The sequence below is a fragment of the Klebsiella aerogenes KCTC 2190 genome (assembly GCF_000215745.1).
Classification (GTDB): Bacteria; Pseudomonadota; Gammaproteobacteria; order Enterobacterales; family Enterobacteriaceae; genus Klebsiella; species Klebsiella aerogenes.
Genome location: NC_015663.1, coordinates 2720676 through 2739684, shown reverse-complemented (window position 1 = coordinate 2739684; position 19009 = coordinate 2720676). Strand labels below are relative to the sequence as shown.

Below are 19009 nucleotides of genomic sequence, written 5' to 3'. Positions count from 1 at the left end.
ATTTTGACAAGAAAACGGGGCAATTGTCAGCCCACAAGTGCGCATAAACACACATAAAGTCGCGTTCTGGACAAATAAAAAAGGCACATCTCGCGATGCGCCCTTGTACTTCGTCACATTCCCTGACGGGAGTGCCGATTAGTTTACCGCGTCTTTCAGCGCTTTACCTGCACGGAAGCCCGGTACTTTAGCGGCAGCAATGGTAATTTCTTTACCTGTTTGTGGGTTGCGACCAGTACGGGCAGCACGCTCTTTAACAGCAAAAGTACCGAACCCTACCAGCGCAACATCATCCCCAGCTTGCAGAGATTCAGTAACAGAAGCGATCAAAGCATCTAACGCACGTCCAGCTGCAGCTTTAGAAATGTCCGCACCCGCAGCAATTTTGTCAATCAGTTGAGATTTATTCACTGTTCTCTTCCTCTCTTTATAATTTATATCGCACCAGAATCCTTCATGGCGCGACCGCGCAGCAGTTATATCAGGACTGTCATGCCCTTACAACAGAGTTGTCGATGACCCCTGCCAGCGATCTAAGTTAGCTACACAAAAAAAGGCTGGCAAGTACGAATTTACTTACCAGCCCCACTTTTCTTAACGCTATTTGCGCGATATCACTATTTTGCGCTTACAACCTGCATGCCAAACGGTTCATTTTGCAGGGCAAGTGTCAGAACTTCCTCGATTCGCTGTACCGGATGAATATCCAAATCGGCGATAACGTTTTCCGGAATTTCTTCAAGGTCACGCTTGTTTTCGTAAGGAATCAGAACAGTCTTAATCCCCCCACGATGCGCCGCCAGCAGTTTTTCCTTCAGACCGCCGATTGGCAGCACCTGGCCGCGCAGGGTGATTTCCCCTGTCATCGCCACATCGGCGCGTACCGGGTTACCGGTCAGGCAGGAAACCAACGCGGTGCACATCGCCGTACCGGCGCTCGGACCATCTTTTGGCGTTGCCCCTTCCGGTACGTGCACGTGAATATCGCGTTTTTCGTAGAAGTCCGGATTGATACCAAGCTTCTCAGCACGCGCGCGTACCACGGTCAGCGCTGCCTGAATCGACTCCTGCATGACTTCGCCAAGTGAACCGGTGTAGGTTAACTTGCCTTTGCCCGGAACGCAGGCGGTTTCGATGGTCAGCAGATCGCCGCCCACTTCCGTCCACGCCAGACCGGTCACCTGACCTACGCGGTTTTCGCTATCCGCGCGGCCGTAGTCAAAGCGCTGCACGCCAAGATAATCGTGCAGGTTTTCACCGTTAATCTCGATGTGTTTCAGCGACTTATCCAGAAGCAGCTGTTTAACGGCTTTACGGCACAGCTTGGAGATTTCACGCTCCAGGCTACGTACGCCTGCTTCACGGGTGTAGTAACGAATAATGCCGATAATGGCGCTATCGTCGACCGTCAGCTCGCCCTTTTTCAGCGCGTTGCGTTCGATCTGCTTCGGCAGCAGGTGGCGCTTAGCAATGTTCAGTTTTTCATCTTCGGTATAACCGGAGAGACGAATCACTTCCATACGGTCCAGAAGCGGAGCCGGAATATTCATGGAGTTGGAGGTCGCCACGAACATCACGTCGCTGAGATCGTAGTCCACTTCCAGATAGTGGTCGTTAAAGGCCACGTTCTGTTCCGGATCCAATACCTCCAGCAATGCTGAAGCCGGGTCGCCGCGCATGTCGGAGGACATTTTGTCGATCTCATCCAGCAGGAACAGCGGGTTTTTCACCCCCACTTTCGCCATTTTCTGGATCAGTTTCCCCGGCATCGAGCCAATATAGGTACGGCGGTGACCACGGATTTCCGCTTCATCACGCACGCCGCCCAACGCCATGCGCACGTACTTACGCCCGGTGGCTTTGGCAATAGATTGACCCAGCGAGGTTTTACCCACCCCCGGCGGCCCTACCAGGCACAGGATCGGCCCTTTCAGCTTGTTAACGCGACTCTGCACCGCAAGATACTCAAGGATGCGGTCCTTGACTCGCTCCAGACCATAATGATCGGTATCGAGGATCTCTTGCGCCTGACGCAGATCTTTTTTGACCTTGCTGCGGGCATTCCACGGCACCTGCACCATCCAGTCGATGTAGCCGCGCACGACGGTGGCTTCCGCCGACATCGGGGACATCATCTTCAGCTTTTGCAGTTCCGCTTCGGTTTTTTCTTTCGCCTCTTTCGGCATCTTCGCCGCGTCGATCTTACGCTTCAGCGCTTCGTTTTCGTCCGGGGCGTCATCCATCTCGCCGAGCTCTTTCTGGATGGCTTTCATTTGCTCATTCAGATAGTACTCACGCTGAGATTTTTCCATCTGCTTTTTCACGCGGTTGCGAATGCGTTTCTCAACCTGCAGCAGATCGATTTCAGATTCCATCATCGCCATCAGATATTCCAGACGCTCGTTCACGTCGGACATCTCCAGCACGGACTGTTTGTCCGCCAGCTTAAGCGGCATATGCGCAGCGATGGTATCCGCCAGACGCGCGGGATCGTCGATGCTATTCAGCGACGTCAGCACTTCCGGTGGGATTTTTTTGTTCAGCTTGATGTAGCCTTCAAACTGGCTGATAGCCGTACGCACCAGCACTTCCTGCTCCCGCTCTTCAATGACCGGAGAAGCAAGGTACTCTGCTTTGGCGGAGAAGTGCTCGCCGTTATCAGACAGCGCAGTAATACGCGCACGCTGTAAGCCTTCCACCAGCACTTTCACAGTGCCGTCCGGCAGCTTCAGCATTTGCAAAATTGACGCCACGGTCCCGACGGTGAAAAGATCGTTTACACCCGGCTCATCCGTCGACGCTTCTTTCTGCGCGACCAGCATGATTTTTTTATCATGGTCCATGGCCGCTTCCAGACAACGGATAGATTTTTCCCGCCCTACAAACAGGGGTATGACCATGTGCGGATAAACCACCACATCGCGCAACGGCAATACGGGGATTTCAATGCGTTCAGAACGCTCAGGATTCATAGAGCTCTCTCTTAGTTTAAAGTCCGCCAGGTAGCCGACGACACCTTCATTAACGCGTCGCCGTTAATATGTAATCCAGTATATGGGGATGTATTCCATACATTCAACGGCGGGAACACAGGAAAAATAAAAGGGGGGATAAAATCCCCCCTTTTTGCTTAACTGCTTGTGTCGATTGGCGAATTATTCGCCAGATGCCTGCTGCGCTTCCGGCTTGCCGTAGATCAGCAGCGGCTTGCTCTGACCTTCGATCACCGACTCGTCAATCACCACTTTTTCGACATCTTCCATGGACGGCAGATCGTACATGGTGTCGAGCAGCGCGGCTTCAACGATCGAGCGCAGACCACGGGCGCCGGTTTTACGCGCCATCGCTTTCTTGGCGATCGCATCCAGCGCTTCATCACGGAATTCCAGCTCAGCGCCTTCGAGGCCAAACAGCGCCTGATACTGCTTAGTCAGGGCGTTTTTCGGCTCTTTCAGGATCTGAATCAGCGCTTCTTCACTCAGTTCATTCAGCGTCGCGACAACCGGCAGACGGCCGATAAATTCCGGGATCAGACCAAACTTGATCAGATCTTCCGGCTCGACCTGCGCCAGCAGTTCGCCTTCGCTGGCTTTGTCGGATTTCGCTTTAACCGTCGCGCCAAAACCAATGCCGGAGCCGGTTTCAACACGGTGGGAAATCACTTTGTCCAGGCCTGCGAACGCGCCGCCGCAGATAAACAGAATCTTGGAGGTATCAACCTGCAAGAACTCCTGTTGCGGATGTTTACGCCCGCCCTGTGGCGGAACAGCGGCTACGGTACCTTCGATAAGCTTCAACAGCGCCTGCTGAACGCCTTCGCCGGACACGTCGCGGGTAATCGACGGGTTATCTGATTTACGGGAAATTTTGTCGATCTCATCGATGTACACGATGCCGCGCTGCGCTTTCTGCACATCGTAATCGCATTTCTGCAGCAGCTTCTGGATGATGTTTTCCACGTCTTCGCCCACGTAACCCGCTTCGGTCAGGGTGGTGGCATCGGCCATGGTAAACGGAACATCCAACAGACGCGCCAGCGTTTCAGCCAACAGCGTTTTACCGGAACCGGTCGGCCCGATCAGCAGAATGTTGCTTTTACCCAGTTCCACGCCATTGCTGGTGTCGCCGTTGCGCAGACGTTTGTAGTGATTGTATACCGCCACTGCCAGCACTTTTTTCGCCTGTTCCTGACCGATAACATAATCGTCCAGATGGTGGCGAATTTCGTGCGGCGTCGGCAGCGCGCTGCGCTCGCGGTGCGGAGCGACTTCTTTAATCTCTTCGCGAATGATGTCGTTACATAAATCAACGCATTCGTCGCAGATATACACGGATGGCCCGGCGATCAGCTTACGCACTTCATGCTGGCTTTTGCCGCAAAAAGAGCAGTACAACAGTTTGCCCGAACCATCTTTGCGTTTATCTGTCATGAGTCCAAACCTCTTCTTAAGTTCTTTGTGCCGCAGATGACGACGCAAATGCCATTCTCAGGCGCAAGTCGCGATCACGCGTTGTGCCGCCCAGTTGTTAAAACAAGTATAGCGGCACCCTTACGCCACGGGCATCAATTACGATGGGTCAAGATGGAATCGACCAGGCCGTATTCCACCGCTTCCGACGCCGACAGGAAGCGGTCACGCTCGGTATCGCGCTCGATCTGCTCAAGGGATTGACCCGTATGATGCGCCATCAGTTCATTCATACGCCCTTTCACTTTCAGAATTTCACGGGCGTGGATTTCAATATCCGTCGCCTGACCCTGATAGCCGCCCAGCGGCTGGTGAATCATCACGCGGGAGTTCGGCAGACAGAAACGCTTGCCTTTCGCCCCGGCGGTCAGCAGGAAGGCGCCCATTGAAGCCGCCTGCCCCATACAGATAGTGCTGACATCCGGCTTGATGAACTGCATGGTGTCGTAAATTGACATCCCGGCGGTGATCACGCCGCCCGGAGAGTTAATGTACAGGTAAATATCTTTTTCTGGATTTTCCGCTTCCAGAAACAGCATCTGCGCCACGATCAGATTAGCCATGTGGTCTTCCACCTGGCCGGTCAGGAAAATAACGCGTTCCTTGAGCAGACGGGAATAGATATCAAAAGAACGTTCACCGCGTGAGGTCTGTTCAATGACCATCGGCACCAGGGCCATATGGGGTGCAAAGTTATCTCGTTCGCCACTGTATGACATTTCCGTCTCCTGGATTAATTTTGAAAAAACCTGCTGCACTGATTGTAACCTTATGGACGGATTATCAGCCAGAGTTTCTATCCGCAGGGCACTGATACGTTGACCTGGTCATTATTCCTGACGCTGCGGATGCAGATACGTCACCCGGTTATGGGGATGGCGCAGCCATAATTCAAGCATAACAACCTTTTGGAGTAACGCTATCACTGAAAATGTGTTTTAGCACTCATCCTAAGCCTATCATTGCAATAAAAAAAACCCGCCGCCTTTCGGCAACGGGCTTTTGCGCGAACTTTAAACAGCCGGGCTAAATTACGCCTGCTGGTTCATCAGTTCGTTGAAGGAAGTGGCTTTTTCAGACACTTTAGCTTTCGCCAGCACGGCTTCAACAGCCTGCTCTTCCAGCGCCACGTTGCGCATGTTGTCCATCAGTTCTTTGTTCTTGCTGTAGAACTCAACCACTTCTGACGGATCTTCGTACGCGGAAGCCATCTCTTCGATCAGGCCTTTCACGCGCTCTTCGTCAGCTTTCAGCTCGTTGGTGCGAATCACTTCGCCCAGCAGCAGGCCAACAACTACGCGACGTTTAGCCTGCTCTTCGAACAGTTCGCGAGGCAGTTCCAGAGCCTGCTTCTCGTTACCGCCGAAACGCTGAGCAGCCTGACGACGCAGTACGTCGATTTCACTGTCGATCAGAGCAGCCGGAACGTCGATGTCGTTCGCTTTCACCAGGCCTTCGATAGCCTGAGATTTAACGCGGTTACGCACGGCGCCTTTCAGCTCGCGTTCCATGTTTTTACGCACTTCCGCACGCAGACCTTCAACGGAACCATCTTCAACGCCGAAACGCTTGATGAATTCAGCAGTCAGTTCCGGCAGCTCGCGTTCTTCAACTTTTTTCAGGTTGATAACGAACTTAGCGGCTTTACCTTTCAGGTTTTCAGCGTGGTACTCTTCCGGGAAGGTCACGTCGATGGTGAACTCTTCGCCAGCTTTGTGGCCTTTGATACCGTCTTCGAAGCCCGGGATCATACGACCCTGACCCATCGCCAGTACGAAGTCAGACGCTTTACCGCCTTCGAACTCTTCGCCGTCTACAGAACCGGTGAAGTCGATGGTAACGCGATCTTCAGCGTCAACAGCGCCTTCTTTTTCTTTCCAGTTCGCCTGCTGCTTACGCAGGGTGTCCAGCATGCCGTCAACGTCAGCGTCGGTGACTTCAACAACCGGTTTTTCAACTTCGATTGCGTCCAGACCTTTCAGCTCAACTTCCGGATACACTTCGAACTCTACCGCGTAGGTGAAGTCTTCGCCCAGCTTGTATTCGCCCGGAACGTAGTTCGGCGCGCCGGCCGGATTAATTTTCTCTTTGATGATCGCGTCAACGAAATGACGGCTCATCAGGTCGCCCAGCACGTCCTGGCGAACGGAAGCGCCATAACGCTGAGCAACAACATTCATCGGCACTTTGCCTTTACGGAAGCCGTCAATGCGAACTTTTTTCGCTACGTTGACCAGCTCGCTTTTGACAGCATTCTCGATGCTGTCAGCGGCGATAGTAATCGTTACACGGCGCCCAAGGCCCTGAGTGGTTTCAACTGAAACTTGCATCTTGTTACCTCAAAAAAATCACAGTGCTCGGTCAACTCTGGAAGCGCGTGTAGGTGGCTTCGCAGAACCGGGATGCCCTCTTCAAATCAGAAACACATTCCCTGTCGTCAGAATCATCCCGAAGACATTCATATATAAGACGCGGCATTATAGCGGCATCACTTTTGTGAGTCGAGAACGGTTGTCACCCACTGCTGCGGCGTTTTTCACATTTCCCGCTCAAATTTGTCTGCAAAAGCGCGAACTTTGCGCATTTTCCAGGCAAAAGAAAACGGCCCGCAGGCCGTTTTTGCTAAATCTTCACGCAACATACTGGAAAAGCGCCAGCGGTTGCAAATGTGATTTTTACGCGATGCTACCCGCTCCGCGGCATGGCGGAGAGGCAAAGACGGTATCCTGTAGCCCTTCCCACTCTTTAATCGTGTAAGTATGCAGCGCCAGCGCGTGCACGGTGCTTGACAGCTCCTCGGTCAACGTACCGTAAATCATACGATGACGATTAAGGAAACGTTCGCCGGTGAAGCGGTCGCTCACCAACACCACTTTAAAATGACTTTCAGAGCCCGCAGGGACGTTGTGCCGATAGCTTTCATCCACGACTTCCAGATACATCGGGTCGAACGCTGCTCTAAGTTTTGCTTCGATCTGCTCACGTATCATCATGAATTTTCTCCTCCGACAACGCTGAGATGCCGCCTTTCCCTTTAAATGTTAGCCGCTTTTACCGCTTCCATTGGCAGAAAACAACAAAAAATTAGCATTCCTCTGATATTTTCACGCAAAAGTATCAGGTTTACTGATGATGAACGCTAAATCTCCCTGCTAAATCGCCACCGGAAATGGGACGAGGTCATAAAACGCACAACACGATGATTTTCCACTCGTAGCCACTTCCCCTCACCGTTGGCGATGTTATGATGGCGGGAATTTTCCTTAAACACCCTAACTACTTCGAGTTGCAGAAAAAAGCGCCCGCGATTCCCCGCGGCGTCTGAAACCTGAATTATGACGGGTATAACAACACCGTGCGTTGAGACCCTGAACATGCTGAAGAAAATTCTATTCCCGTTGGTCGCGATGTTTGTACTCGCAGGATGCGCCACCCCGCCGACGACCATTGAAGTATCGCCGAAAATCACCCTGCCGCAGCAGGATCCGAGCCTGATGGGCGTTACCGTCAGCATCAACGGCGCAGACCAGCGTACCGATCAGGCGCTGGCGAAGGTCACCCGTAACAACCAGCTGGTTACGCTGACCGCCTCTCGCGATCTGCGCTTCCTGTTGCAGGAAGTGCTTGAGAAGCAAATGACGTCGCGCGGCTACATGATTGGCCCGAACGGCGCCGTCGACCTGCAGATCATTGTTAACAAACTGTATGCTGACGTCTCGCAGGGCAACGTGCGTTACAACATCGCCACTAAAGCGGATATCGCCATCATCGCGACCGCCGCTAACGGCACCAAGATGACCAAAAACTATCGCGCCAGCTACTCCGTTGAGGGCGCTTTCCAGGCTTCCAACGAGAACATTGCGAACGCGGTTAATAGCGTGCTGACCGATACCATCGCCGACATGGCGCAGGACACCAGCATTCACGACTTCATCAAACAAAACGCTCGTTAATAAAATAGCAGACCCGGTATCATACCGGGTCTGCTCTATATGCCATGTCCAATCACTACTTGCGTATTTTTCAGCAGCCCAAATCAGCTATTTTGCTGATCCTTGGCTTTGCTTCTGGTTTACCTCTCGCGCTGACCTCCGGCACGCTGCAAGCGTGGATGACCGTTGAAAATATCGATTTAAAAACTATCGGCTTCTTTTCTCTCGTCGGTCAGGCCTACGTATTTAAGTTTTTGTGGTCGCCATTAATGGACCGCTACACGCCGCCGTTTTTAGGCCGCCGCCGCGGCTGGCTGCTGACGACTCAGCTTGCGCTGCTTATCGCCATCGCCGCGATGGGCTTTCTTGAACCCGCAACGCAGTTGCGCTGGATGGCGGCGTTGGCTGTGGTTATTGCTTTTTGCTCCGCATCGCAGGATATCGTCTTTGACGCCTGGAAAACCGACGTCCTCCCGGCGGAAGAGCGCGGCGCCGGTGCGGCGATAAGCGTGCTCGGTTATCGTTTGGGAATGCTGGTTTCCGGAGGGTTAGCGCTCTGGTTGGCCGACCGTTGGCTGGGCTGGCAAGGTATGTACTGGCTGATGGCCGCGCTGCTTATTCCTTGTATTATCGCCACGCTGCTGGCGCCGGAGCCCAGCGACGTCATTCCGGTGCCTAAATCGCTTGAGCAGGCCGTCGCCGCGCCGTTGCGCGATTTCTTCGGTCGCAACAACGCCTGGCTTATTCTGCTGTTAATTGTCCTTTATAAGCTCGGCGATGCCTTCGCCATGAGCCTGACCACCACTTTCCTTATTCGCGGCGTCGGTTTTGATGCCGGCGAAGTCGGAATGGTGAATAAAACGTTGGGCCTGTTCGCCACCATTGTCGGCGCACTCTACGGCGGCGTGCTGATGCAGCGCCTGACGCTGTTCCGCGCCCTGCTGATCTTTGGCTTGCTGCAGGGGGCCTCCAACGCCGGATACTGGATCCTCTCGGTCACCGATAAACACCTTTATTCGATGGCGGCGGCGGTATTTTTTGAGAACCTGTGCGGCGGGATGGGCACCGCGGCGTTTGTTGCGCTGTTAATGACGCTGTGTAACAAGTCGTTTTCCGCCACTCAGTTTGCGCTACTGTCGGCGCTGTCGGCGGTGGGTCGCGTTTACGTTGGGCCGATTGCCGGCTGGTTTGTCGAAGCGAACGGCTGGCCGACGTTTTATCTTTTCTCCGTCGTTGCCGCCGTGCCGGGGATTTTGCTCCTGCTTCTGTGTCGCCGTACGCTGGAATATACCCAACGCACGGAAAGCTTCTTGCCGCGCACGCAATACCCTCAGACTTACGCCCTGGCGCTGCTTATCCTGGCGGTAGGTTGCTTGATGCTGGCGATATGGCTGCTGCTGTTGGCGATGAACGCGCTGGATTACACCTCTTTCTCCTTCCTGCCTGGCCTGCTGGAAGTCGCCGCGCTGACCGCTATCGGTGGTATTTTGCTCGGCGCGATTCTGGACTATATGGCGCTACGCAAAACGCAGCTGATTTAATTTTCGCCAAACCGTTAATAGCCGTTTTAATTACCCGAGGTAATTATAACGGCTTATTAGCGATTTTATTTTCCTTGGGAGCTGATTTGTTGTTTTGTGCGTTTTAGATTTCTGGAAATTATTGACAATTTTTACGCGTTTCTTTAATTAATTTAACCGATTCAGCAGCGTTACTTTATTTTAACGTTTTCTTTATGTCTTTTATTTGATAATTAATTGTTAATTATTTGTGTTATTTTAACCATGTTTATACCCGTACACCCATAAGCATTCCCTTTCTTATCCCTTTCGTTATAGATCCAGCGTAAATCAGGCTTTGCAAGCAATTACGTCACATTCCGTAACATATGTGACAATCCAAGCAGAACCCGCTAACACAGAACTGACACAGATCCAATCGTGTTTACAGTAATGCAACCTTACCGTAAAATGCCCGTACACTTTAAACGCCACCAGATCCCGTGGAATTGAGGTCGTTAAATGAGACTCAGGAAATACAATAAAAGTTTGGGATGGATGTCATTAATCGCAGGTACTGTATTACTCAGTGGTTGTGATTCTGCGCTCCTTGACCCAAAAGGACAGATTGGACTGGAGCAACGCTCTTTGATTCTGACGGCATTCGGCCTGATGATGATTGTCGTTATTCCCGCCGTCTTAATGGCAGTAGGATTTGCCTGGAAGTATCGCGCGAGCAATAAAGATGCGAAGTATAGCCCGAACTGGTCACACTCCAACAAAGTTGAAGCTGTGGTCTGGACGGTTCCTATTCTGATCATCTTGTTCCTGGCCGTTCTGACCTGGAAAACCACTCACGCTCTGGAGCCAAGCAAACCGCTTGTCCACGACGAGAAAGCAATCACCATCGAAGTTGTATCGATGGACTGGAAATGGTTCTTTATTTACCCGGAACAGGGTATCGCTACCGTCAACGAAATCGCCTTCCCGGCGAACGTACCGGTACACTTTAAAGTCACTTCCAACTCCGTGATGAACTCGTTCTTTATTCCGCGCTTAGGTAGCCAGATTTATGCGATGGCCGGGATGCAGACTCAGCTGCACCTCATCGCTGATGAAGCAGGCACTTATGACGGTATCTCCGCAAGCTATAGTGGCCCGGGCTTCTCTGGTATGAAGTTCAAGGCTATCGCCACCCCGGATCGTGCAACCTTCGATCAGTGGGTAGCAAAAGCGAAACAGTCCCCGAACTCCATGGACTCCATGGCTGCATTCGACAAAGTGGCTGTGCCTAGCGAAAACAACAAAGTGGAATACTTCTCTAACGTGAAACCGGATTTGTTCAAAGATGTTGTTAACAAATTCATGTCTCACGAGAGCATGAACATGTCTAAACCTGAAGGCGAGCACGCTGCGCACGAAGGGATGGAAGGCATGGACATGAGCCACGCGGAAACCGCTCACTAAGGGGCCGAGGAAGAAAACGATGTTCGGAAAACTTACACTGGATGCAGTGCCCTACCACGAACCTATTATCGTGGTAACGGTTGCTGCAATCATCGTCGGGGGACTGGCGATACTGGCAGCGATCACTTACTTCGGTAAGTGGTCCTACCTATGGAACGAGTGGCTGACGTCCGTCGACCACAAACGTCTCGGTATCATGTACGTTATCGTGGCAATCGTCATGCTGCTGCGTGGCTTTGCTGACGCCGTTATGATGCGTAGCCAGCAGGTGCTGGCCTCAGCCGGGGAAGCAGGATTCCTGCCACCTCATCACTACGATCAGATCTTTACCGCCCACGGCGTTATCATGATCTTCTTCGTGGCAATGCCATTCGTTATCGGCCTGATGAACCTGGTGGTTCCGCTTCAGCTCGGCGCGCGTGACGTTGCGTTCCCGTTCCTCAACAACCTGAGCTTCTGGTTCACGGTTGTGGGCGTGATTCTGGTTAACCTGTCTCTGGGCGTCGGTGAGTTCGCACAGACCGGTTGGCTGGCGTATCCGCCGCTTTCGGGAATTGAGTACAGTCCTGGCGTAGGGGTCGATTACTGGATTTGGGCGCTGCAGCTCTCCGGTATCGGTACTACCCTGACCGGTATCAACTTCTTTGTGACCATTATCAAGATGCGTGCCCCTGGCATGACCATGTTCAAGATGCCGGTATTCTCATGGGCATCTTTGTGCGCCAACATCCTGATTATCGCCTCCTTCCCAATTCTGACCGTCACCGTCGCGCTGCTGACCCTGGACCGCTACCTGGGCACCCATTTCTTTACCAACGATATGGGTGGCAACATGATGATGTACATCAACCTGATTTGGGCCTGGGGTCACCCGGAAGTGTACATTCTGGTTCTGCCGGTATTCGGGGTCTTCTCCGAAGTCGCAGCGACCTTCTCGCGTAAACGTCTGTTTGGTTACACCTCGCTGGTGTGGGCAACCGTCTGTATTACCGTTCTGTCGTTCATCGTTTGGCTGCACCACTTCTTCACCATGGGTGCCGGCGCGAACGTAAACGCCTTCTTCGGTATTACCACTATGATTATCGCAATCCCGACCGGGGTTAAGATCTTCAACTGGCTGTTCACCATGTACCAGGGCCGCATCGTCTTCAACTCGGCGATGATGTGGACTATCGGCTTCATCGTTACCTTCTCCGTTGGTGGGATGACCGGTGTTCTGCTGGCGGTACCGGGTGCGGACTTCGTACTGCACAACAGTCTGTTCCTGATTGCGCACTTCCATAACGTCATCATCGGCGGCGTGGTATTCGGTTGCTTCGCAGGCCTGACCTACTGGTGGCCGAAAGCCTTTGGTTTCACCCTGAACGAAACCTGGGGTAAACGCGCATTCTGGTTCTGGATCATCGGCTTCTTCGTCGCATTTATGCCGCTGTACGTGCTGGGCTTCATGGGCATGACCCGTCGTCTGAGCCAGGACATCGATCCGCAGTTCCACTCCATGCTGGTGGTTGCAGCATGCGGCGCGGCGCTGATTGCTTGCGGTATCCTGTGCCAGCTGATCCAGTTCTACGTTTCTATCCGCGATCGCGATCAGAACCGTGACCTGACTGGTGATCCATGGGGCGGTCGTACTCTGGAGTGGGCAACCTCTTCTCCACCGCCGTTCTATAACTTCGCTGTCGTTCCTAACGTTCACGAGCGTGATGCGTTCTGGGAAATGAAAGAAAAAGGCGAAGCGTACAAGCAACCTGCGCATTATGAAGAAATTCATATGCCGAAAAACAGCGGCGCGGGCATCATCATTGCTGCATTCGCAACGGTGTTTGGCTTCGCGATGATCTGGCATATCTGGTGGATGGCGATTGTTGGTTTCGCCGGCATCGTAGTGACCTGGATTATCAAGAGCTTTGACGAGGACGTGGATTACTACGTACCGGTTGCAGAAGTCGAAAAACTGGAAAATCAGCATTTCGATGAGATTAACAAAGCAGGGCTGAAAAATGGCAACTGATACTCTTGCGCACAATGCCCACGCGCATGAACACGGGCACCATGATACAGGACCGATGAAAGTCTTCGGTTTCTGGATCTACCTGATGAGCGACTGCATTATCTTCGCTACGCTGTTCGCAACCTATGCCGTTCTGGTGAACGGCACGGCTGGCGGCCCGGCGGGTAAAGATATCTTTGAACTGCCGTTCGTTCTGGTTGAAACCGCACTGCTGTTATTCAGCTCCATCACCTATGGCATGGCGGCTATCGCCATGTACAAGAACAACAAGAGCCAGGTCGTTTCCTGGCTCGCCCTGACCTTCCTCTTCGGTGCAGGGTTCGTTGGGATGGAAATCTATGAATTCCATCACCTGATTGTTGAAGGGATGGGTCCGGACCGTAGCGGCTTCCTGTCAGCGTTCTTCGCGCTGGTTGGTACCCACGGTCTGCACGTCACCTCTGGTCTGCTGTGGATGGCGGTATTGATGGTTCAGGTATCCCGTCGCGGCCTGACCAGCACTAACCGTACCCGTATTATGTGCCTGAGCCTGTTCTGGCACTTCCTGGACGTGGTGTGGATCTGCGTGTTCTCTGTTGTTTATCTGATGGGGGCGATGTAATGAGTCATTCTACCGATCATAGCGGCGCTTCTCACGGCAGCGTGAAGAGCTACATGACAGGGTTCATCCTGTCGATCATTCTGACGGCAATCCCGTTTGCAATGGTTATGAGTGGCTCTGCCTCGCATGCAGCGATTCTGGGAACCATCCTGGTCACGGCTGTAGTGCAGATTCTGGTGCACCTGGTGTACTTCCTGCACATGAACAGTAAATCTGACGAAGGTTGGAACCTGACCGCGTTTATCTTCACCGTAATCATCATTGCTATCGTTGTTGTCGGCTCCATCTGGATTATGTGGAACCTCAACTACAACATGATGATGCACTAAGAGCGGCGAGTATGTTTAAGCAATACCTGCAAGTAACGAAACCAGGCATCATTTTTGGCAACCTGATCTCCGTGATCGGCGGTTTCCTGCTGGCCTCCAAAGGCCACATCGACTATCCGCTGTTCGTCTGGACGCTCCTCGGAGTATCCCTGGTGGTCGCCTCGGGTTGTGTTTTCAACAACTACATCGACCGTGATATCGATCGTAAGATGGAACGGACGAAAAACCGGGTGCTGGTCAAAGGGCTGATCTCGCCAGAATCATCGCTGGTATACGCCACCTTGCTGGGTATTGCTGGCTTCATGCTGCTGTGGTTCGGCGCTAACCCGCTGGCCTGCTGGCTTGGCGTGATGGGGTTTGTGGTTTATGTCGGCATCTATAGCCTGTATATGAAACGCCACTCTGTCTACGGCACGCTGATTGGCTCACTCTCCGGCGCTGCGCCGCCGGTGATTGGCTACTGCGCAGTTACCGGTGATTTTGACAGCGGCGCGGCGATTCTGCTGGCGATCTTTAGCCTGTGGCAGATGCCTCACTCTTACGCCATCGCGATCTTCCGTTTCAAGGATTATCAGGCGGCGAATATTCCGGTTCTGCCGGTAGTGAAAGGCATCTCAGTCGCGAAAAACCATATCACGCTGTACATCGTGGCCTTTGCCGTGGCAACGCTGATGCTTTCTCTGGGGGGGTACGCCGGATATAAATATCTGGTCGTAGCGGCCGCAGTCAGCGTCTGGTGGCTTGGCATGGCGCTGCGCGGATATAAAGTGGCGGATGATAAAGTCTGGGCGCGTAAGCTGTTCGTCTTTTCCATCGTCGCTATCACCGCGCTGTCAGTCATGATGTCTGTCGACTTCATGGTGCCGGATTCACATAATCTGCTGGCTTACGTCAGATAAGATTACGCTAAATGTGAAATGAAAAGAGCCTCCGCTAGCCGGGGGCTTTTTTTTATACGCCAACATAGGATTACTTCATTCATACCGCCCTCCCCTCACTCTTGCACTTCATTTTCTTCATTCATTAAATAGTTAAAAATTGAGAAAAAATTGAGCATCGCTAACAGTCAGCCATCTCGCGCCATTAGCGGAGATAGTGCTAGCCTTGTGCAGTAGGCAAACGCCTACGGAAAACATGGATTTAACAGCAAGGAATAACAATGAAAGAACTAACATTCAACGAAATGGAATCTGTCTCAGGTGGTTTTAACCTGGTGAGCGCTGCAACTGGCTTCGCTAGCTTTGTCGCTAATTCTGCGGCTGGGTTTACCTCATTTGCGCTGACTTCCGGTCTGGCTTTTGCCTCTTTCGTTGGCGATAGCGCGATTGAGTTTGGCAAGTTCCTCCTTGGTCAGGCAAACTGGGAAAGCGTCGTTAGCACAGGTCAAGAGAACTGGGCAAACTTCGTTTCTACCGCTGGTAACAGCTGGAACACATTCGTGAACAACGCCGCTACCGACTGGAATAGCTTCCTGGAGCAGGCCGCTTCCTAATCGGAGCTATATTAAGGGCAGATTTTTCACGCTGCCCTTTCTGTTGTTTTACATTATTTATTCAGCTCTTCACCATTTTATCGTCTGGTTCTCATCCCTTCTTCTATTACGCAACACAGTCGTAATATCTGCTAAACAAACATTTATTTACGCGTCCTTATCCCACCACTACACTAGTCGCAGTTTTTATATTGAGGTGGTAATGAACGATAACAAAATGACGCCAGGAGAACTGCGCGCAACCTGGGGTTTAGGGACCGTATTTTCACTGCGCATGCTCGGCATGTTTATGGTCCTGCCCGTTTTGACCACATATGGCATGGCGCTGCAGGGGGCCAGTGAAGCGCTGATTGGTTTGGCCATTGGCATTTACGGGCTTGCTCAGGCTATCTTCCAGATCCCGTTTGGTCTACTGTCTGACCGAATTGGCCGCAAACCGCTAATTGTCGGAGGACTGCTAATCTTCGTCATTGGCAGCATCATCGCTGCCCTGACCGACTCCATTTGGGGCATTATTCTTGGCCGCGCATTGCAGGGCTCTGGTGCTATTGCCGCTGCGGTCATGGCCCTCCTTTCCGATTTAACCCGTGAGCAGAACCGCACCAAGGCTATGGCCTTCATTGGCGTCAGTTTTGGCGTGACCTTTGCCATCGCTATGGTGCTCGGCCCTATTGTCACTCACCAGTTAGGGTTGCATGCGCTATTCTGGATGATCGCTATTCTGGCCAGCCTCGGTATTTTGCTGACTTTGTGGGTAGTACCAAATAGCCACAATCATGTACTGAACCGTGAATCTGGCATGGTAAAGGGCTGTTTCAGCAAAGTGCTTGCTGAACCTAAACTCCTCAAGCTGAACTTCGGCATTATGTGCCTGCACATCATGTTGATGTCGACTTTTGTTGCGCTACCTGGACAACTGGAGGCCGCAGGTTTCCCGGCAGCCGAACACTGGAAAATTTACCTGGTGACCATGGTCATTTCCTTTATCGCCGTGGTGCCGTTCATCATCTATGCGGAAGTGAAGCGCAAGATGAAACGTGTGTTCCTGTTCTGCGTCGCTCTGCTACTGATAGCGGAAATTGTACTCTGGGGAGCAGGTGGCTATTTCTGGGAGTTGGTCGCTGGTGTTCAACTATTCTTCCTCGCCTTCAATCTGCTGGAAGCGTTATTGCCTTCGTTAATCAGTAAGGAGTCTCCAGCAGGCTACAAAGGCACAGCAATGGGGATTTATTCTACCAGCCAGTTTATCGGTGTGGCCATCGGTGGCGCCCTGGGCGGCTGGGTAGATGGATTCTTTGACTCGCAGACCGTGTTTTTACTGGGTGCGCTACTGGCGATGCTGTGGCTACTGGTGGCCAGCACCATGAGTGAACCGCCTTATGTCAGTAGTCTTCGTGTTGAGATCCCGGATGATGTCATCATTAATGATGAACTACAGCGCCGTCTGCAGTCGAAACCAGGCATAGAGCAGGTTATGATTGTCGCTGAAGAACGTTCGGCCTACATAAAAATTGACAGCAAAGTGACCAACCGCTCCGAGGTTGAACAGACCATCATTGCAACTTCATAATAGACCTGAATTTCTGACCTCTAAACAATAAGTCGAACAATTGCTCATACAGAAGATACTCTCGAGTATCTTCTGTTTTCAAATATGAAGTTGCGAAATAATACCCATCGCTTATCTAAGCGTCGTTTGTGAAGTTTAATTCACATTAAAATTAATAGATCATTTAAATATTCACTATTATATAAAAAACCCTCTGATTAGTATATTGCCCGGTGTGCAAAGGTACATCATTAACAATTCATTAATCTAGGATGGAATTTAAAATGAAAGAATTAACCGCAAACGAAATGGAATATATCTCTGGTGCAGGTATTATCGACCTGCCTTGTGCTTTGGTTGATTTCACGATTCAATCTGCACTGGGTCTGGTTGCTGCGGGTATTAATGCTGGTATGATTCTGGCCTCCTCCGCTCTGGAAACCACGATTGACCTGGTTTCCAATATTCTTGGTGGTTCGCCATCCAGCCTGGGAAGCATTCTGACCGACCATATCAACTCCCTGCTGTATGCCGAATCTGGGGTTTGGTCTAATTTTGTTTATAATGCTGCGACTGATTGGGGCGGCGTTGTTGATGCCCTGCAAAGCTAAATAGAATAAGGCCAGTCAGCATTCTGACTGGCCTTATTTTCCTTTCAATTTCTAATTTTTATTATTTTCACCACATCTGAGATACATATCACAGGCAGTCATGTAATCTTCATGCCACTTCCAATAGACATGCAAGTAAAAGTATCCTATCGCAGGTATCATACATAAAATAAAATATGCATAAAAATATATTTCCCACCCTAAAAGTTTCAACAACAGACTAACAGTCACAATCCAGAAAACCTGAAGGGTGAAGAAAATAACCAATCTAAGCCACAAAGGTTTGCTATTTATCCCAGGAAGTATCATCGTATTGACAAGGTTTACATCAAACTCTTTTTGCAAAAGTCTACCTAAAAAGGTATAACGCCTGGAAGGGTGAGCGAAAGACAGATTAACCAGCAGGATTAATGAACATAGGATCAGCATAGCCACCATCAAGCGAGGTGAAAAAAAACCATCGGCTAAGGAAAAATCATCATCTGCAATCAGCGGACTGATAACCGCAAAACTGGTCAAGACAGTCACGGTAACGTTCAAGCAGGTATAGTGATGGAGATTACGATATTTAAGCGTATAGATAGTTGCCTGCTGCAACTGCTTGACGTAACAATTTCTCGCCATCCAACACATTATATAGATTATCATTGGCACAAAAATAGCAATACAGAACATGGCTACAATGGTTGAAAAAAAGAGTAGAAATCCTGTAACAACCAGATAGCAACTCAGTAAACAGCACGTTGTAGCGACAAGCGGCTGCCACAGTATTATCTCAAATCGCGAATAGCTTTTCCCCTGCAACCAAGAAAAATTGATATTCCTTATCGCATATTTATATGCCCAATATCCCTTTAACTCATAAACAAAGCTGAACATAGTTAACGAAAAGATGGCACTTACTGGAAAGGCATCCTCTACGGTTAACAGATACCCTCTGTTTTTGACGTAAAATGCAATTAGTAATGTAGTAAGAAAGTACAAATACGGTAAAAGCGACCGATCCTGACGACGAATAAACGTTAAATAATCCGGAATCATGATACCCT

17 protein-coding genes are annotated in these 19009 nt (G+C 51.2%); 10 read left to right on the top strand and 7 right to left on the bottom strand.

The genetic code is table 11. From position 1 onward, the window contains the following. Positions 1-138 precede the first annotated feature (138 nt). The 6 genes from hupB to bolA all read right to left on the bottom strand — a co-directional run bounded on the left by hupB (position 139) and on the right by bolA (position 7462). Positions 139-411: a nucleoid-associated protein HU-beta gene (gene hupB / locus EAE_RS12995; protein WP_002444653.1), complete on the bottom strand. Its 273-nt coding sequence runs from the start codon at positions 409-411 to the stop codon at positions 139-141. A 206-nt stretch (positions 412-617) separates the two neighbouring features. Further along, positions 618-2972, bottom strand: coding sequence for an endopeptidase La (lon, locus tag EAE_RS12990; protein ID WP_015367948.1), 2355 nt, complete (start codon positions 2970-2972; stop codon positions 618-620). A gap of 183 nt (positions 2973-3155) precedes the next feature. Further along, positions 3156-4430, bottom strand: coding sequence for an ATP-dependent protease ATP-binding subunit ClpX (clpX, locus tag EAE_RS12985; protein WP_015704591.1), 1275 nt, complete (start codon positions 4428-4430; stop codon positions 3156-3158). A 134-nt stretch (positions 4431-4564) separates the two neighbouring features. After that, positions 4565-5188: an ATP-dependent Clp endopeptidase proteolytic subunit ClpP gene (gene clpP, locus EAE_RS12980; RefSeq protein ID WP_003021624.1), complete on the bottom strand. Its 624-nt coding sequence runs from the start codon at positions 5186-5188 to the stop codon at positions 4565-4567. Positions 5189-5500: 312 nt separating this feature from the next. Next, positions 5501-6799: a trigger factor gene (gene tig, locus EAE_RS12975; RefSeq protein ID WP_015367952.1), complete on the bottom strand. Its 1299-nt coding sequence runs from the start codon at positions 6797-6799 to the stop codon at positions 5501-5503. Between the two features lie 345 nt (positions 6800-7144). Beyond that, positions 7145-7462, bottom strand: coding sequence for a transcriptional regulator BolA (gene bolA / locus EAE_RS12970; RefSeq protein ID WP_015367954.1), 318 nt, complete (start codon positions 7460-7462; stop codon positions 7145-7147). A 381-nt stretch (positions 7463-7843) separates the two neighbouring features. On the opposite strand from bolA, the gene EAE_RS12965 reads away from it, so the two are divergent. The 10 genes from EAE_RS12965 to EAE_RS12920 all read left to right on the top strand — a co-directional run bounded on the left by EAE_RS12965 (position 7844) and on the right by EAE_RS12920 (position 17960). Beyond that, positions 7844-8422, top strand: coding sequence for a lipoprotein (locus EAE_RS12965; protein WP_015367955.1), 579 nt, complete (start codon positions 7844-7846; stop codon positions 8420-8422). 44 nt (positions 8423-8466) lie between these two features. After that, positions 8467-9942 (top strand): muropeptide MFS transporter AmpG, encoded by a 1476-nt coding sequence (gene ampG, locus EAE_RS12960; RefSeq protein ID WP_015367956.1) that lies wholly within the window; start codon positions 8467-8469, stop codon positions 9940-9942. Positions 9943-10422: 480 nt separating this feature from the next. Continuing rightward, complete coding sequence (gene cyoA / locus EAE_RS12955; protein ID WP_015704588.1) at positions 10423-11367, top strand: cytochrome o ubiquinol oxidase subunit II; 945 nt, start codon at positions 10423-10425, stop codon at positions 11365-11367. A gap of 19 nt (positions 11368-11386) precedes the next feature. Further along, positions 11387-13378, top strand: coding sequence for a cytochrome o ubiquinol oxidase subunit I (cyoB, locus tag EAE_RS12950; RefSeq protein WP_015704587.1), 1992 nt, complete (start codon positions 11387-11389; stop codon positions 13376-13378). Continuing rightward, positions 13368-13979 (top strand): cytochrome o ubiquinol oxidase subunit III, encoded by a 612-nt coding sequence (locus EAE_RS12945; protein WP_015704586.1) that lies wholly within the window; start codon positions 13368-13370, stop codon positions 13977-13979. Before cyoB ends, EAE_RS12945 begins: the two co-directional genes overlap by 11 nt. Then, entirely contained in the window at positions 13979-14308 is a 330-nt protein-coding gene (locus tag EAE_RS12940) for a cytochrome o ubiquinol oxidase subunit IV (RefSeq protein WP_015704585.1), read from the top strand. The genes EAE_RS12945 and EAE_RS12940 overlap by 1 nt, the downstream gene beginning before the upstream one ends. An 11-nt stretch (positions 14309-14319) precedes the next feature. Next, positions 14320-15207, top strand: a complete 888-nt coding sequence (cyoE, locus tag EAE_RS12935) for a heme o synthase (RefSeq protein WP_015367961.1) — start codon at positions 14320-14322, stop codon at positions 15205-15207. 260 nt (positions 15208-15467) lie between these two features. Next, positions 15468-15800, top strand: a complete 333-nt coding sequence (locus EAE_RS12930; protein ID WP_015367962.1) for a hypothetical protein — start codon at positions 15468-15470, stop codon at positions 15798-15800. 43 nt (positions 15801-15843) lie between these two features. After that, the gene (locus tag EAE_RS12925) at positions 15844-17370 is read left to right on the top strand and encodes an MFS transporter (protein ID WP_223848490.1); all 1527 of its coding nucleotides are present in this window, start codon (positions 15844-15846) and stop codon (positions 17368-17370) included. A gap of 263 nt (positions 17371-17633) precedes the next feature. Further along, positions 17634-17960 carry a hypothetical protein gene (locus EAE_RS12920; protein WP_015367964.1) on the top strand — a complete coding sequence of 109 codons (327 nt, stop codon included), beginning with the start codon at positions 17634-17636 and terminating at the stop codon, positions 17958-17960. A gap of 51 nt (positions 17961-18011) precedes the next feature. Here EAE_RS12920 and EAE_RS12915 read toward each other — a convergent pair whose 3' ends face one another. After that, positions 18012-19001 (bottom strand): hypothetical protein, encoded by a 990-nt coding sequence (locus tag EAE_RS12915; protein WP_015704583.1) that lies wholly within the window; start codon positions 18999-19001, stop codon positions 18012-18014. Between the last annotated feature and the right edge of the window lie 8 nt (positions 19002-19009).